Genomic DNA, 15,396 nt, shown 5'->3' with positions numbered 1-15,396 from the left:
CCCGACGCGCTAGAGCGCTGGCCGTGCTACCTGCGAGCGCCGGTAGATGCGGGGGTGCGTGGGTCTCTGCACTCCACGCACCTTCATGGCCGCAGACGCCGCTGCGGCCACCACGATCAACCAGAAGTAAGGCTGCTGGAGCGTGGCGCTTGTGAGGGCGAACATGAGCATGGTCGCGAGGATCGCCGCTTCGCCTGCGGCCAGCCTTCGACGAACCGCCGAAGCTATGAGGGCGAAGGAGAGCGCATAGATCAGAATGACCGCGATGAGGAGCACGATGCCGCCCTGGAACCACGCTCGCAGGACGATGTTGTGTGTCACAACCTCGCCGTCGAGGATGAGGTTCGTCACGCCAGACTCATCGTCTAGTCCGACGCCCAGGAGAGGATCGCGGACGATCCCCCTCCATGCCGCATCGAAGGTTTCCGATCGGGTGGAGGCGGTCGAGATGTATCCAGTCTGGCCGGTGACCTGTAGCACGCGCTCCCAGGGTGTCCGAAGCGACCCATCACGCGAAGCCACCACGACGAAGATCGCCCCCACCAAGGAGAGACCGACCCCCGACCAGAACACAACGCGAAGCCGAACTCTGTAGACGAGGATCACTACCAAGATCCCCACGAGTAGCGCGAGCGTGGCCGTCAGGCTACCCGTGGCCAACACGCCGGCCAGATTCAACGCGGCGGCGAGTACCTTCCAGGGCTTCCCAGCACCCCTCATGTGTGTAATGACCATGAGGAGCACGACGGCTCCCATGATCCCCAGGATGTTGGGGTGCCCCGAGAGTCCCGAAGCACGGCCATACTCCGTGGCTATACCGAGCACTGTGCCGCCTCCGAGTGCCTGCGCAGCGGCAACTGCAGCCGAGAGCGATTGCCCGGCGATTACCCCGATCGCAGCGCTCCGGAGGATATCCGACCGTTCCGAAGCCAGCCAACGGAAGGCGGGTGGGGCAAGGCCCCAGAGAACGATCAAATAAACACCGTTCTGAATGTGGGCTCCGAGGTTGTCGGCCTGGAACCCCGCTATCAGCGTCGAAACCCCTGCGAGGTAGGCCGCCGCGATCCACGTGCCGCCGTCCGGTCGCATCCTCGCGCGCCCCGCCAGGAGAAGCACGGTGAGCACCCCGAACACCAAAACAGTCCAGGCCGCGCGCAGGTTGGACGGAAGCCCCCACGAAAGCGGCAAAACGGCGCCTATCACGAAAGCGAAGGCTCTGGGCATGCTCCTGATCTAACCACGACCGCGCCCGAGCTAGACTCTCACTCACGGCTGTGTGCGCCGGACGCTTCAATCGCCGTCGAAGAATTCGTCTGAGGCGTCGTAGTACTCGCCTGAAAGAGGCGCTGTCTCGACCCAACGCTCGGGGCCGCGCGGGAGGCCGTCGTCGACGAGCACACGGGCGAGATCGCGTCCAATATTGATGTAGCCGGCCGAGTTCGGATGCCAACCATCAGCGCTCGTCATGGTCGCGACCGTGTCTGGCGTCACGCCCCACAGTTGAGTGCGGGAGTCCACGAAGATGGCCCCGACAGACTGGGCCGTGTCTCGAAGGTCTTCTGTGATCTCTTCGATCGCAGGCTGAGCTTCGTGATCTTCAGGGATGTCCCAGATCCACGGGCTGACGGCGACAATCGTCGCGTTGGGCAGGCCCTTGCGAAGATCTTTGAAGAAGGACTGCATGCGCGACTTGACCACTTCGAGGTCTTCGCCGCGATCATTACGACCTGCTGCCACGATGACTACGTCGGGCTTACTCTTGAGAACGTCATCTAGCCGCGTGCCCAGCGAGCGATCGACCTCCACGCCTGGATTGAGCTGTCGCCCGAACGCCACAAACCCGCTGCCACCGATCCCGTCGTTCTTGACTGACCAATTGAGGATCGACCCCATTCTCGCGCCGGGGGTCACTGGGTTGCCACCAGTGCCCGCGCCGCCGACGATGGAGTCTCCGATCACGTATGCCGTCACGCGATCGCGCGTTGCGGGAGGAGGTTCAGAGGCTACGTAGGTGTATGCCTGCGCTTTCGCGGCCGCCGCCGCAAGCGCTTGTTCGTGCTGGCTCATCGCCGTGATCGACGCGCCCGTTACAATGAGCAGGACAGCAGACGCTGCTGCGAGAGGCACCCAGCGCGGAAGCAGTCCCGAGCTGCGACGTCTCATGTTCATTCGCCGATCTCGTATCCGAAACCCATCCTTCGATAATACGGTGCTGGTGTTTCCGGCTATCGAACGCGATTGCGCGAGGGGCACGGGTCGCCGCCGTCCCCACGGAGCGGCGACCTCATCCGGGGACCAACGGCGACGGTGACGGTGGCTTGCGGAGCCTCCCCTCCAACGCGGACCGAACTCCTGTCTCGAGCCCCGCGGTAGAGGGTCGACTCCACGCTCACTTGAACACGTATGTACAGGATTGCTCGGAGCCCTGTGAGCTTGGAGACTGAGGCAGATGTGTGGGGCGCGCGGGAGGTCTTCTACCCTCCGAGTCGCCCGATTGGCTCGTCGTCCAAGGGGGCGCGGAATGGGTTGCCGCGCCGACCGATCCGCGACAGCGCCGACGTGCCGCTACTCTCTGATCGGCAGTGACCGATCGGGAGGAGACCGGATGCCCTCCACGGCCGTGAGCCCACATCGCATCCGAGGACTCGACCTCCTGCGCGGGTTCGCGATCCTGCTGGTGCTCCTGCGGCATTCCTGGCCGCAGGTGTTCGGCGGTGCGGGCATCGTCGGGGTCGTCGTGTTCTTCACCCTCAGCGGGTATCTGATCACCGGCATCCTCGTCTCCGACGTTCGACAGCACGGGCGGGTGCGGTACGGGCGGTTCTACCGCAACCGCGCGATCCGGCTAGTTCCCGCTCTGGCGTTCCTGCTCGTCGGGTTCGTCATCGTCGAAGGCGTCGTCGACCTCATCGACACGCGCGACGCGGTGTGGCGCACGGTGGTGCTCGCCGCGACCTACACGACGAACATTCCCGGCCTCGAGCCCACCAGCCGCTCGATGACCCACCTGTGGACGCTCGCGAACGAAGAGCAGTTCTACCTGGTCTGGCCGCTCCTGCTGGTGCTCGGCATCCGCTTCCGACGGCTCCGTGCCGTCGTGCTCGGAGCGGCAGTCGTCATCCTGGCCGCCCTCGCGGTCACGATCGTCGTCCACCGCGACGACCTCACCTTCCTCTACACGCTGCCGACCACGTGGACCATCGCCATGATCATCGGCGCCGCGGCCAACCTGGCGCAGGCGAGGGTCAACCGGGTCATCACGGAACGCCGACGACCCTGGGTGGCCGGAGGAGCGGGTGCAGGCCTCATCGTGCTCGCGTTCTTCCCTGATGCGAAGAGCTCGCTCATCGTCTACGCCGTCGGCGGTGTGCTCATCGGTGTGCTGACTGTCGCGCTCATCTGGTACCTGCGGACGGTCCCCATCGTCCCGTCGATCGCGAAGCCCCTCCTGGGCCTCGGCGTCATCTCGTACGCCGCCTACCTGTGGAACTACCCCGTCACGTTCTGGGTGCGCGACCTGGCGCCGAATAGCTGGCCCTGGATCGCCCCGATCATCACCGTCGCACTGGCGACCGTCAGCTGGTTCCTCGTCGAGCGGCCGTTCAACAGGTTCAAGGCCCGGCTAACTCATCCGACGGTAAAACACCAGGGCCTCGCAGCATCCCCCTCCCGTTCGTAGCGTTGGTTGTCCCGGAACGCTCCGCTCCCGGGACATCGACGAAAGGACCAGATCATGGGACTCGACGACAAGATCAAGAACGCCGCCCAGGACCTCACCGGCAAGGGCAAGGAAGCGGCCGGTAAGGCCACCGACAACGAGCGCCTCGAGGCTGAAGGTCACAAGGACCAGACCGAGGCGAACGTCAAGCAGGCCGGCGAGAACGTGAAGGACGCGTTCAAGTAAGCCACTGATGCTGACGCGAACGCCCTGGCCCTCGGGCCAGGGCGTTCTGCATGTGCATCGGGAGGTGCGGTCTCAGCTCCAGGTGTGCACCGGCTCGTTCGTGTGCATCGCTTCGCGGTACTCGAGCAGCGTGGCGCGAAGGGCGTCGGCACGCTCCATCCCCGAGCGTGCCCGCATGCGACGGGCGAACCATTCGGCGCCGTTCGTCCTCGTCACGCAGCGGCCCTCGATGATCCCGAGGTACCGGTCGCGCTCGTCGGGCGAAACGCCCCACGCATCGAGGCCCTCCGCGGCGAGGGGCAGCAGGGTGTCGAGGATGAGGCCCGTCGCGGGCACCTGACCGGTACCCGGCCACGACAGCTGCGCGTCGACGCCCACGCGCGCAGCCGACTGGAAGTTCTCCTGCGCGGCGGCGAACGGCATCCGCGACCACACCGGGCGCTCATCCTCCGCGAGGGAGCGCACCAGGCCGAAGTAGAACGCGGCGTTCGCGACCGTGTCGACCACCGTCGGACCCGCCGCGAGGATGCGGTTCTCCACACGCAGGTGCGGCATCCCGTCGGCGATGTCATACACCGGGCGGTTCCACCGGTACACCGTGCCGTTGTGCAGCTTCAGTTCCGCCAGCGACGGCACGCCGCCCGACTCGAGCACCTCCAGCGGATCCTCGTCGTCGATGATCGGCAGCAGCGCCGGGAAATAACGCACGTTCTCTTCGAACAGGTCGAACACCGACGTGATCCAGCGTTCGCCGAACCACACGCGAGGGCGCACGCCCTGCGCCTTCAACTCCTCGCTACGCGTGTCGGTCGCCTGCTCGAACAGCGGAATCCGCGACTCGCGCCACAGCTCCCGGCCCAGCAGGTACGGCGAGTTCGCCGCCACCGCGAGCTGCGCACCCGCGATCGCCTGCGACGCGTTCCAGTACGACGCGAACTGCGCGGGCGAGGTCTGCACGTGGAACTGCGTGCTCGTGCACGCCGCCTCGGGCACGATCGAGTCGGCCGTCGTCTCGAGCCGCTCCGGGCCGGCGATCGAGATCGCGATGTCCTCACCGCGCGCGTCGAGGACCTGCTCGTTCAGCAGGTCGTATCGCGAGTCCGGGCTGAGCGTGTCACGGCTCAGATGACGCTCCGCCAGGGTGGGCAGGATGCCGATCATCACCAGGTGCGCGCCGAGATCGGCGGACCGCACCTCGGCATCGTTCAGCCGCTGCCGCATGCCGCTCTCGAAGGTCGAGAGACCGCCCTCGCGCAGCTTCGCGGGCGGCACGTTGATCTCGACGTTGAAGCGACCCAACTCCGACACGAACGCGGGGTCGGCGATCGCCCTCAGGACCTGCTCGTTCCGCATCGCGGGGTCCCCGACGGCGTCCACGAGGTTCAGCTCGAGTTCGAGCCCCGTCATCGGGTCATCGGTGTCGAACCGGGCTTCGCGCAGCATCCGTTCGAAGACGTCGAGGTTCCGACGGATCTTCTCGCGATGAAGGGTGCGGTCGGCACCCGTGATCTCCTGCTTCTCGACTTCTTCTCCCACCCCGCCACGATAGGTCGGGCCGTCGCGAGCGCCGGGGCCGTTGACAAGCGTCGCGCTCGTCCCGCGTTCGTCATGTTCTCCGCAGACACTCTCGCCGAGGGGCCTCCGCCGCTAGACTGACGCCGGGCCGACAGGCCTCTTTCTGGGGAAAGAACGACGAATGGCTGGGCGGGCACCCGAACTCGCTGCGCAGCGGCGCATCATCCTCGGCGTCCACGTGTGGTGGGATGCCGTTACCAGTCGCGCCTTCTTCACGCGAACGGCGCTGTGGATCAGCCTGATCGTCTCGCTCACGGTCATGGCGCCGTTCCAGCACTTCTCCGGTCCCTCCGGCTATCTGCAGGTCGTGGTCATCGCGGTCGTCGGCTGGGCGACCCTCGTCGCCGCGCTCATCCCCGTGGCCCGCGCGGAGAGACGGATGCGGCGGGCGCCGGCGCGCGGCATCCTCGTCCTCGCGGCCGTCGTCATCGCCGCGATCCTGCGCCCTTTCGTCAACGAAGGCGTGTACGTCCTCGTGTACGCGGGGACGCCCGATTTCAGCGGTCTCACCGCCCGCATCACCTCGAACATCGTCGTGTGGGTGGCGGGGCTGTCGATCATTGCGATGACCGTGCGGTCGATCGAGCTCACCCGCGGCAGCCGCGCCCGCCTCAGCGCGGCCATCGTCGCGCTGACCGACGGTCGGCGCCGCCTGGCCCGATTCGAATCCGAGAACCGCGAGGTGCTGAGCCCCCTCATCTCGCGGCTTCGTCGCTGGCGTGAAGAGATGCTCGCGGGCACGATCGACTTCGCCGCGGTCCGCGACTACTCCGAGGAAGTCCGCACCGCCAGCCACCAGCTCGAGGAGCGCGCGGGGCTCGACCTGCGCGTCATCGCCGCTACGGGGGAGGAACAGCAGGTCGACGCGCCGCCGCGTTCCGCCATGACGATGCTGCGCCCGGCCCCCTTTGCGTTGACCGGTCTCGTCTTCTTCCTCGGCGCGGTCCCGCACGTGTACCACCTCTCAGGCCCGTGGGTCGCCGCGGGCGCGGTCCTGCTCGGCATGCCGGTCACCCTGGCCGCCGACCTGGCCGTCCGACTCCTCACTCGAGAGGCGTCGCCGTCACGCCGCGGGGGCATCATCGCCGGCACGTGGATCGCCGCCGGCGTCGTGATGACCCTGTTCGCGCACCTCTTCATCGCTCCGGACGACCCCACGCGCCTCGTTCCGCTCGCGTCGCTGCCGCTCGTCGCCCTCGCGCTCGCCGCCTGCGCCGACGCGATGGCCCGCGCGTCCGACAGCGCCCACCGGCGCGAGGTCGTGCTCGCCCTCGTCGCCCGGACCCTGACCGCGAAGACCGCCTCGGCGCGTCGGCCCCTGCGCAACGCCGCGCACGTCCTGCACGGGCGGGTGCAGGGACGCTGCGTCCTGCTCGCCGCCGCGGCTGACGAGTGGGAGCTCACTCCGGACGACGTCGCGACGTTCCGCCGAGAGACGGATGCCGCCTTCGATTCGATCCTCGCGTTCATCGCCGAGGTCGACTCCGCCGCGCTCGAGGGGACGGTGCAGAGCGCCCACGAGGATCTGTCCGAACTCGTCGCCACCTGGCGATCCGTCGTCGGGGTCGACAGCACCATCTCGCGTGCCGCGACGGATGCGCTCACCGACCCCGCGCTCTCCCGCCGCGTCGCCACCATTGTCAACGAGGGCTTCGTCAACGCGATCAAGCACTCCATCGCCAAGCAGGTCTGGGTCGACATCGACGTCACGGGCGATGCGCTGCTCGTGCGGACCTGGTCGACCGGCATCCTCGACAAGGCCCCCGTCGTCGCCCCTCGGCTGCGCGGCATCAGCGTGCTCGGCGTCGGCGCCCGCATCTATCAGCGGGGCGACGCGGTCGTGCTCGAAGTCCCCGTGCCGCTGAACCCCGAACGCGACCAGGTGCCGGCACCTATCGCGGTCCTGCCGCGCCGCGCGTGGTGGTCGCGACGCCCCGCGGGGGCGTCCCGGGTCGGCTGACTCTCAGTACTCCAGCAGAGCGGCGACCACGAGGGCGATCACGCCCAGCGCGACGACGATCACGGCGGCATACGCCCACCACCGCAGACCGGGCGGCTTCGGAGCGGAACGCTGACGCGAACGGCGGTGCGACGAACGACCGGACATCGGTGACCTCCTCAGACGGCAGCGCGGATGCGCTCAGACTCGAGTGATCGGCACCGTTGGCGAAGACGTGCCGCTCACCGTAGCGGACCGACGTGTCCGGAGGATGACGAACGTCAGCGACCGGCGAGCATGAGGTCAGCTGTACGCAAGGCGAGCGCCATCTGCGTCAACGCGGGGTTCGCCGTCAGAGCACTCGGGAACGTCGAGTTGTCGCAGATCCAGAGGTTCTCGACCTCGTGCGACCGACCGGATGCGTCCACGACGCTGTCGGTCGGATCGTCACCCATCCGCGCCGTCCCGAGTGTGTGGCACGAGCGCTGCAGGACCCGCGTGCTGCGGGCACCCGCGGCCCGCAGGATCCGCTCCATCACCGCGACGCCGTGCCGGTCGATGGCCCGCTCGTTGTCTCCCTGCGAGAACGTGATCTCGGCCCGCGGCATCCCGTCTTCGGCAATCTCGTCGCTGAGGGTCAGCGCGTTGCGGTCGTCGGGCAGGCACTCGCCGTTCATGCCGACCCCGGCGCTGAATGGATAGGTGCTCATGGCCGACATGAGGTCGTCGCCCCAGAGCCCCGCCCCGCGGACGAGTTGCGTACCGAAGTTCAGCGGCATCACGCCGAGGCTCTGCAGCAGGTAGCCGCCCACGAAGTCTGCGTCATCCGGACGCACGAAGTCCTCGCTGATGATCGACGACGGGTACCCGCGGTAGCCGCGGATCGGCTCGTCGAACGTGCCCCACACCTGCACGCCGCCGTGCGCCATGAACCCACGGCCCACGACACCGTTCGCATTGCCGACTCCCGTGTGCAGCAGCAGCCGCGGCGTCTCGACGCCTCCGGCCGCGAGCACGAGAGCGGCGCAGCGCTGCCGGTGATTGGCACCGCCCGAGCGGTACACGACGGCCGTGACGGTGCCCGCGGCATCTCGTTCGATCCCGTGGACGAAGGCGTCGGGGCGTACCTCGGCACCGGCGGTCACGGCGGCCGGGAGGTACGTGTTCGCGGTCGTCGCCTTCGCGCCGAAGCGGTCGCCCTGATGGATGTCGCCGTTGTCGAGCGTCGCCGAGCGCACGCCGTAGTGCGGCTGGTCGCGGTCGCGCGTGAGGATCGCCGCCGGTCCGTCGGTCGCCGTGATGCCGAGGGCCTCGCACCCGCGGATCATCACGTCGGACGAGCCGTTGCGCCGCACCGGCGGGTAGGCGTACGAGCGCGAGGGGTCCCACGGGTAGTGCGCCGGTCCGCTGACGCCGATGTCGGATTCGACCCGCTCGATGTAGCGGATCAGTTCGGCGTGATCGATCGGCCAGTCGCGCCCCTCGCCCGTGTCGGTGCGCAGGCGCAGGTCGCGCGCATCCGGTCGTGGGGTGAACGCGCCCCAGTGCAGCGTGCTTCCGCCGACGCCGTAGCCGCTGTTGTTCGGCCCGAACGCCGTCGGATCGTCGCCGCCGCTGAGGCGCTCCGACATCCAGTTGATCTTCGTGGACTCGAGCTCGTCGGGGGTGAACTCGCTGGGCGAGAAGTCCGGGCCCGCCTCGAGCGCCACGACCCGCAGGCCCGCCGCGGCGAGCCGCGCGAGCAGGGGAGCGCCGCCGGCACCCGTCCCGACGACGACGACGTCGACGACCTCGTTCAGATCGAACCTCTGCATGCCCGGGTGATCCGTCACCCGGCGATGATCGCCGGTCACGCGGCTCCCTCCACCACTGTCTCGCCGAGCTCGCTCGGCTCCCATGTCTCTCGTTCGCCCGCCGAGATGGCCGACCATCCCGCCGGACGCGGGCCGGTACCGCCGACCGCGAAACCGTCGAACCCGATGCGCGCGAGCGACGCCGGGTGGGCCAGCCACATGCGCAGCAGATCGTTGCGCGCATCTTCGAACCATGAGCGGATGCCGTCTGCCCCGAGGCCCGCCGCGTCGATCCCGTCGGTGATGAGCCGCACGATCAGGCTGCGCTGCTCGGCGACCTCGCCGGGCCACACGGCGGCGATCGCGTCGAGGCCACGGGCGTACGCGATCGGATCGGCGGGGGAGCCGAGCGGACGCCAGCCGTCGGTGCCGCCCTCGGCGAGCATGTCGTCGATGCGCGTCGCCAGGTCGATGGACGGTCCGTCGCCCTGCGGCACGAGCAGCGCCGCGAGCGCGCGGAGCGTCTCGACCTGCGCACGGTTCAGCGTGCGGGGCGCGCGGCCCCGGTCATCCGCGATCGCGCGGTGGGCGAGCGCCCGCCGCACGGCGACGTCGACGCGCGACGACGCGATCACGCGCCCCCACTCCGCCGGCACCACCGGAGCCGCCGCGCGGATCGCATCCCACGTCTCGGCGAGCACCGCGGCGACCCGCTCGGGAGCCTCGTACGGCAGCAGGTGGCCGACGCCCGGCATCCGCTCGACGCGGGCGCGGGGGTAGACCTCGGCGATCAGATCGGGCTGCGCATCGGCGCCGAGCGCCTCGTCGTCCTCGCCCGCCAGTACGACGACGGGCAGGTCGAGCGCGCCCACGAGCGACGTCGCGTCCTCGAGGCTGCCCGCGGTGAGCCAGTCGCGCCACGCGGATGCCGGTTGCCGCACGACGGCATCGATCGCCGCGTCGTTCACCTCGGCGGACAGGGGGGTGGCGACGTTCGCAGAGACGAAGGCCGCGGCATCCTCTCGCGACAGGTGGTCGCCCTGCGCGGTAGCGAGCATCTCGGCGCGCTTGTCGTCGGGCATCGGCTCGGGGGTCGGGGGAGAGGGAGCGAGGAGCACGGCGCCCGCGAGCCCGAAGACCTGCTCGGTGCCGGCCAGCACGCGCGCCATGACGCGAGCGGCGACTTTGCCGCCGAGGCTGTGTCCGCAGACGAGGAACGGGCCGCCGTCGACCTCCGCCGTGATCCGCTCGAGCGCGGTGTCGGCGAGGTCGTCGACGGATGCCGCGCGCCCCCGATCGAGCAGATCGATGCCGACGACGCGGAGCCGCGGATCGGCCGAGGCCGCGATGGCGCCGGCAGAGGCGGCATCCAGTCCCAATCCCGGCAAGAAGAAGACGGTGCACTCGTGAGGGTGGTTCGCAGCGCTCGGCACGGCTCAACTGTAGGAACGCGGATCATCTCGTCGGAACGCTTGCGCCCGGGATGAGCACCTGCGATCATCCCGGCGTCGGCGGCCCGATTCCGGGCGCCGGATTCGGACATCGAGCTCAGATTTCGATGGGATACCGATTCCCGATCCGAATCCGACGCCACCATCCGAATCCGGCACGCGCCCTGCCTCGCCTCCCGGACGGGCGCAAGGGGGTGAACCGATGCCCCGCCCCGACCTAACGTGTCGGGCATGACCGACCAGTACACGTTCGACAAACCCCGTCACCCGCTACGCCCGCGTCGAGCCGCCCGTGCAGCACCAGCCCGAGCCGGGCGTGCAGGCGCGGATGACGCCGGTCCCCGACCTGGGCGAGCACACGTACCGGGGGTCGGACCGCCTGCGCGGACGCAAGGCGCTCGTCACGGGCGGCGACTCGGGCATCGGGGCGGCCGCGGCCATCGCTTTCGCGCGGGAGGGAGCCGACGTCGTCATCGTGCATCTGCCCGACGAGAGCGAGGATGCCGACCACGTCCTGCAGGTCATCGCCGAGGCCGGCGTGCGCGGCCACGCCATCGCCGCCGACATCACCGACCCAGCGCGCTGCCGCGACCTCGTCGCCGAGGCGGCGGAGTTCCTCGGCGGCATCGACATCCTCGTCAGCAACGCCGGAAAGCAGGTCGCCGTCGAGCGCGTCGAAGACCTCTCCGACGACCAGTTCCGCACCACGTTCGAGACCAACGTCTTCGCGTTCTTCTGGATCGTGAAGGCCGCGCTCGCCCACATGCCGGCCGGGGCATCCATCATCAGCACCGCCTCGCTCGAGGCGTACAAGCCCGCCCCCGACCGCCTCGACTACGCCGCGACGAAGGCGGCGGTCAACAACCTGTCGAAGGGTCTCGCACAGCAGCTGGCTCCCCGCGGCATCCGGGTCAACGTCGTCGCGCCGGGCCCGGTCTGGTCGGCGCTGCAGGTCAGCGACGGCGTCTCGGACGAGCAGATGAAGGCCTTCGACGAGGAGAACGAGTACAAGCGGGCCGGGCAGCCCGCCGAGATCGCACCCGCGTTCGTCTTCCTCGCCTCGGCGGAGTCGAGCTACGTCTCGGGCGAAACCCTGAACGTCAACGGCGGGATGGTCACGCCCTAGTGGTCAGCGCGTCACCGACAGAGTCAGGGGAGGGGATGCCGGTGCCTTCGGCGCGGTGAAGATCGCGCCGACGTCGACCCGGGACCCCTGCGTGAGGTTCGCGAGCCCCCACTCCGTGCCCGAGCAGCTGATACGGGCACTCGCCGTGCCGGGACTCGCGACACGGCACGACATGCCCCACGCGCTGTCGACGGCGGTCGCACCGGGCGACGCCCACGACGCCGTCCACGCGCGCACCTTGACACCCGACGAGGCCGTGAGAGCGAGGGCGATCTGGTACTTCGACGGCCACGAGCTCGTCACGGTCAGGGTCGCCGAGACGCCATTCGAGGACGCGCTCGTCGACTTTCCGACCGAGGCGTCGGGCGTCGAGCCGGGCGCGGGCTGCTGCGGGGACGGCCGCGGCGCGGGTGTCGGAGCCGGGGCGGCGGGATAGCGCACGTTCCTCGGCGTCAGGATCGGCTTCAGCGCGGCGAGCTTGGTCTTCTCGCGCGTGTACCAATCGTCCTTCAGCAGGCCGCCGGTGTCGCCGCTGTTCGGGTTGAACGACCAGTACGCCCAGCTCATGCGCCGGTCCTTCAGATACTGGACGAGCTTCGACAGCCACCTCTTGTCGGACGACGACTGCAGCTTCGTGCCGAACTCCCCGACGAACACCGGGGCGATGTTCTTCGTGACGATGTAGCCCCACTGCTTGTCCCACAGCGCGCGGAGGTTCTCGGGGTACCGCTTGTCGCGGAACCACGGCTGGTCGAACACCGACGACGGGTACTCGTGCGGCGAGTAGACGACCCGGTTCTTCACCTTCAGGGTGACCGGCTTCGACTTCACACCCGTGAGGTTGCCGCCCCACCACGTGCCCTTGCCGTCGGAGCCGTACTGCACGCCCTCGACGATGATGAGCAGCCTCGAGTTGACGGTGTGGATCGCATTGCCGGCGCGCATCGCCGCGGCGCGCCAGTCGCGGGAGCTCACCCCGCACCCCCAGCACGCCTTGCCGCGCGGCTCGTTGTGCAGGTCGAAGCCGATCACCGTCGGCTGGTTCTTGTACCGCTTCGCGAGCATCTTCCAGTCCGAGATCCACCGGGACTCCGAGTACTTCTTCGTGTACCAGAGCTCGGACTGGGCGTCGGAACCCGGCCGGTGCCGGTCGAGGATCACGCGCAGGTTGTACTTGCGGGCGCTCGCGATCACGGCATCCATCACAGACAGCGCCGAGGCTTTCGCGAGCGTCGGGTTGAGCGCGGTGTTGACGGAGCCGACCGACCTCTTCGCCAGGCATTCGTTCGAGAACGGTAGGCGCACGGTGTTGAAGCCCATGCCCGCGATCTGCGCCATGCCCTGGTCGAGCGTGATCGACCACAGCCCGTGCGGAGCGCACGTGTCGGTCTCCATGCCGAACCACGACGTGGCCTTGAGGGTCACGGTCTTGCCGCTCGAGGCGTCCACGATCTTCGACCCCTGCGTCCTCAGCCAGGGGAGCGTGGCGGCATCGGCCGTGTCCGGGGCCGAGGCGACGCCGAGGGATGCCGTCAGCACCACTGCGGCCAGGACCGCGAGCACGCGTCGCAGCATCGGAAAAACCCCCGTCGAGAGCGGCAGAACGGCCGCGATGGAACACCGAGTTCCCAGAGTACGGGACACCCCGCCTCTCGCGCGCGTGCGTCCCGCGCGTGAGGGGCCGTCGGCGTCGGACTAGAGTTGCCGCAATGTCCCCCGATGAGACGCCGACGACCATCGATTCGTTGTACCGCGAGATCCCCCGGGCCGAGTGGGCTCGCATGGCGGCCGGCGTGGAACAGCCCCTCACCGAGAACGAGGTCGTCCAGCTGCGCGGCATCGGCGACCGCCTCGACATCACCGAGGTGCGCGAGGTCTACCTGCCCCTCAGCCGTCTGCTCTCGCTCTACGCCTCGGCCACCAAGCGGCTCGGTTCCGACACGGCGGACTTCGTCGGCGAAGCGGATGCCACGACCCCGTTCATCGTCGCCGTCGCGGGGTCCGTGGCGGTCGGCAAGTCGACGGTCGCCCGTCTGCTGCGCGAGCTGATGAGCCGGTGGCCCGGCACGCCGCGCGTCGAACTCGTGACGACCGACGGCTTCCTCTACCCGAACGCCGAGCTCGAACGCCGCGGGATCATGGACCGCAAGGGCTTCCCCGAGTCGTATGACCGCCGCGCGCTCGTCGAGTTCCTCGTCGCCGTGAAGTCGGGGGAGCCGGAGGTGCGAGCGCCGTACTACTCGCACATGCGGTACGACATCATCCCCGATGCGCAGGTGACGGTGCGTCGCCCCGACGTCATCATCGTCGAGGGACTGAACGTCCTCGCGTCCGCGCCGAACCCCCACGACATCGCCGTCAGCGAGCTGTTCGACTTCTCCATCTACGTCGACGCCGATCACGACCACATCGCTCAGTGGTACGTGAACCGGTTCCTCGCGCTTCGCGAAGCCGCCTTCTCGAACCCGAACTCGTTCTTCAAGGTCTTCGCCGACATCTCCGACGACGAAGCCGTCTCACGGGCGCTGGGGTACTGGAACGACATCAACCTGCCGAACCTGCTCGAGAACGTCGAGCCGACCCGGCACCGCGCAAAGCTCGTACTCCGCAAGGCCGCCGACCACACCGTCGAGACGGTGCGCCTGCGCAAGCTCTGACTTTCATCGCCCATAACACCGGGACGATAGGATCGCCGAGGCTCTGTCTTCACGCTGGGCCGCGACATGACAGGGGGAGCCATGAAGGGCATCATTCTCGCCGGGGGGTCGGGCACGCGACTGCACCCGATCACGCTCGGCGTCTCGAAGCAGCTCATCCCGGTGTACGACAAGCCGATGATCTACTACCCGCTCACCACCCTGATGCTGGCGGGGATCCGCGACATCCTCATCATCACGACGCCGCACGACGCCGAGCACTTCGAACGGCTCCTCGGTGACGGGTCGCAGTTCGGCATCTCGCTGACGTTCGCCCAGCAGCCCTCGCCCGACGGTCTCGCTCAGGCCTTCACGATCGGCGCCGACCACATCGGCGACGACTCCGTCGCCCTCGTGCTCGGCGACAACCTCCTCTACGGCCCGGGTCTCGGCTCACAGCTGCAGCAGTACCGGAACGTCGACGGCGGCGCGGTCTTCGCCTACTACGTCGCGGAGCCCAGCGCCTACGGCGTGGTCGAGTTCGACGGCGACGGCAAGGCCATCTCGCTCGAAGAGAAGCCCGCCCAGCCCAAGAGCAACTACGCCGTCCCCGGGCTGTACTTCTACGACAACGACGTCGTCGAGATCGCTCGCGGGCTGAGCCCGTCGCCCCGCGGCGAGTACGAGATCACCGATATCAACAGCGCTTACCTCGCGGCGGGCAAGCTGCAGGTCGAGGTCCTCCCGCGCGGCACCGCGTGGCTCGACACCGGCACCTTCGACCAGATGCTCGACGCCGGCGAGTACGTCCGCACGATCGAACGGCGCACCGGACTCAAGATCGGCGTTCCGGAGGAGGTCGCCTGGCGGCAGGGCTTCCTCAGCGAGGATGAGCTCCGCGAGCGCGCCGAGAAGCTGATCAAGTCCGGATACGGCACGTATCTGCTCGACATCCTGAACAGGGGCGAATGA

At 68.6% G+C, this 15,396-nt stretch carries 12 protein-coding genes and 1 pseudogene; 6 read left to right on the top strand and 7 right to left on the bottom strand.

Annotation, left to right across the window (positions count from 1 at the left end; all coding sequences use genetic code 11):
* Positions 1-9: 9 nt before the first annotated feature.
* Entirely contained in the window at positions 10-1,224 is a 1,215-nt protein-coding gene (locus QE428_RS02620; RefSeq protein ID WP_307462704.1) for an O-antigen ligase, read from the bottom strand.
* A gap of 66 nt (positions 1,225-1,290) precedes the next feature.
* A complete protein-coding gene (locus tag QE428_RS02615) occupies positions 1,291-2,067 on the bottom strand; it encodes an SGNH/GDSL hydrolase family protein (RefSeq protein ID WP_307462702.1) in 777 nt (258 codons plus the stop codon).
* Between the two features lie 538 nt (positions 2,068-2,605).
* On the opposite strand from QE428_RS02615, the gene QE428_RS02610 reads away from it, so the two are divergent.
* Both QE428_RS02610 and QE428_RS02605 read left to right on the top strand, forming a co-directional pair.
* Positions 2,606-3,679, top strand: a complete 1,074-nt coding sequence (locus QE428_RS02610) for an acyltransferase (RefSeq protein ID WP_307462700.1) — start codon at positions 2,606-2,608, stop codon at positions 3,677-3,679.
* A gap of 54 nt (positions 3,680-3,733) precedes the next feature.
* Positions 3,734-3,904, top strand: coding sequence for a CsbD family protein (locus QE428_RS02605; protein ID WP_307462699.1), 171 nt, complete (start codon positions 3,734-3,736; stop codon positions 3,902-3,904).
* A 72-nt stretch (positions 3,905-3,976) separates the two neighbouring features.
* Here the strand turns inward: QE428_RS02605 and QE428_RS02600 are convergent, their stop codons facing one another.
* Positions 3,977-5,440 (bottom strand): glutamate--cysteine ligase, encoded by a 1,464-nt coding sequence (locus QE428_RS02600; RefSeq protein ID WP_307462697.1) that lies wholly within the window; start codon positions 5,438-5,440, stop codon positions 3,977-3,979.
* Positions 5,441-5,600: 160 nt separating this feature from the next.
* On the opposite strand from QE428_RS02600, the gene QE428_RS02595 reads away from it, so the two are divergent.
* Positions 5,601-7,439, top strand: a complete 1,839-nt coding sequence (locus tag QE428_RS02595) for a hypothetical protein (RefSeq protein WP_307462694.1) — start codon at positions 5,601-5,603, stop codon at positions 7,437-7,439.
* A 3-nt stretch (positions 7,440-7,442) separates the two neighbouring features.
* Here QE428_RS02595 and QE428_RS02590 read toward each other — a convergent pair whose 3' ends face one another.
* The 3 genes from QE428_RS02590 to QE428_RS02580 all read right to left on the bottom strand — a co-directional run bounded on the left by QE428_RS02590 (position 7,443) and on the right by QE428_RS02580 (position 10,644).
* Positions 7,443-7,586, bottom strand: a complete 144-nt coding sequence (locus tag QE428_RS02590; RefSeq protein ID WP_165971335.1) for a hypothetical protein — start codon at positions 7,584-7,586, stop codon at positions 7,443-7,445.
* A gap of 113 nt (positions 7,587-7,699) precedes the next feature.
* On the bottom strand, positions 7,700-9,250 hold the full coding sequence (locus tag QE428_RS02585; protein ID WP_307462692.1) for a GMC family oxidoreductase: 1,551 nt from the start codon (positions 9,248-9,250) through the stop codon (positions 7,700-7,702).
* Positions 9,251-9,267: 17 nt separating this feature from the next.
* The gene (locus QE428_RS02580; RefSeq protein ID WP_307462690.1) at positions 9,268-10,644 is read right to left on the bottom strand and encodes an alpha/beta fold hydrolase; all 1,377 of its coding nucleotides are present in this window, start codon (positions 10,642-10,644) and stop codon (positions 9,268-9,270) included.
* Positions 10,645-10,893: 249 nt separating this feature from the next.
* On the opposite strand from QE428_RS02580, the pseudogene QE428_RS02575 reads away from it, so the two are divergent.
* A pseudogene (locus tag QE428_RS02575) lies at positions 10,894-11,788 on the top strand (SDR family oxidoreductase).
* A 3-nt stretch (positions 11,789-11,791) separates the two neighbouring features.
* Here the strand turns inward: QE428_RS02575 and QE428_RS02570 are convergent.
* Positions 11,792-13,363, bottom strand: a complete 1,572-nt coding sequence (locus QE428_RS02570; RefSeq protein WP_307462688.1) for a cellulase family glycosylhydrolase — start codon at positions 13,361-13,363, stop codon at positions 11,792-11,794.
* Positions 13,364-13,497: 134 nt separating this feature from the next.
* Between QE428_RS02570 and coaA the strand changes: the two genes are divergently transcribed.
* Both coaA and rfbA read left to right on the top strand, forming a co-directional pair.
* Positions 13,498-14,445, top strand: a complete 948-nt coding sequence (gene coaA / locus QE428_RS02565) for a type I pantothenate kinase (RefSeq protein WP_091356580.1) — start codon at positions 13,498-13,500, stop codon at positions 14,443-14,445.
* Positions 14,446-14,526: 81 nt separating this feature from the next.
* Positions 14,527-15,396 carry a glucose-1-phosphate thymidylyltransferase RfbA gene (gene rfbA / locus QE428_RS02560; RefSeq protein WP_133399288.1) on the top strand — a complete coding sequence of 290 codons (870 nt, stop codon included), beginning with the start codon at positions 14,527-14,529 and terminating at the stop codon, positions 15,394-15,396.

This window comes from Microbacterium sp. SORGH_AS_0505, from assembly GCF_030818715.1.
Classification (GTDB): domain Bacteria; phylum Actinomycetota; class Actinomycetes; order Actinomycetales; family Microbacteriaceae; genus Microbacterium.
This window is presented reverse-complemented; position numbering and strand designations above follow the sequence as displayed.

Bases quoted from the DNA above. Each gene is read 5' to 3' on its own strand.
- QE428_RS02620 (WP_307462704.1), bottom strand. From the start codon at position 1,224: ATGCCCAGAGCCTTCGCTTTCGTGATAGGCGCCGTTTTGCCGCTTTCG.
- QE428_RS02615 (WP_307462702.1), bottom strand. From the start codon at position 2,067: ATGAGCCAGCACGAACAAGCGCTTGCGGCGGCGGCCGCGAAAGCGCAG.
- QE428_RS02610 (WP_307462700.1), top strand. From the start codon at position 2,606: ATGCCCTCCACGGCCGTGAGCCCACATCGCATCCGAGGACTCGACCTC.
- QE428_RS02605 (WP_307462699.1), top strand. From the start codon at position 3,734: ATGGGACTCGACGACAAGATCAAGAACGCCGCCCAGGACCTCACCGGC.
- QE428_RS02595 (WP_307462694.1), top strand. From the start codon at position 5,601: ATGGCTGGGCGGGCACCCGAACTCGCTGCGCAGCGGCGCATCATCCTC.
- QE428_RS02590 (WP_165971335.1), bottom strand. From the start codon at position 7,586: ATGTCCGGTCGTTCGTCGCACCGCCGTTCGCGTCAGCGTTCCGCTCCG.
- QE428_RS02570 (WP_307462688.1), bottom strand. From the start codon at position 13,363: ATGCTGCGACGCGTGCTCGCGGTCCTGGCCGCAGTGGTGCTGACGGCA.
- coaA (WP_091356580.1), top strand. From the start codon at position 13,498: ATGTCCCCCGATGAGACGCCGACGACCATCGATTCGTTGTACCGCGAG.
- rfbA (WP_133399288.1), top strand. From the start codon at position 14,527: ATGAAGGGCATCATTCTCGCCGGGGGGTCGGGCACGCGACTGCACCCG.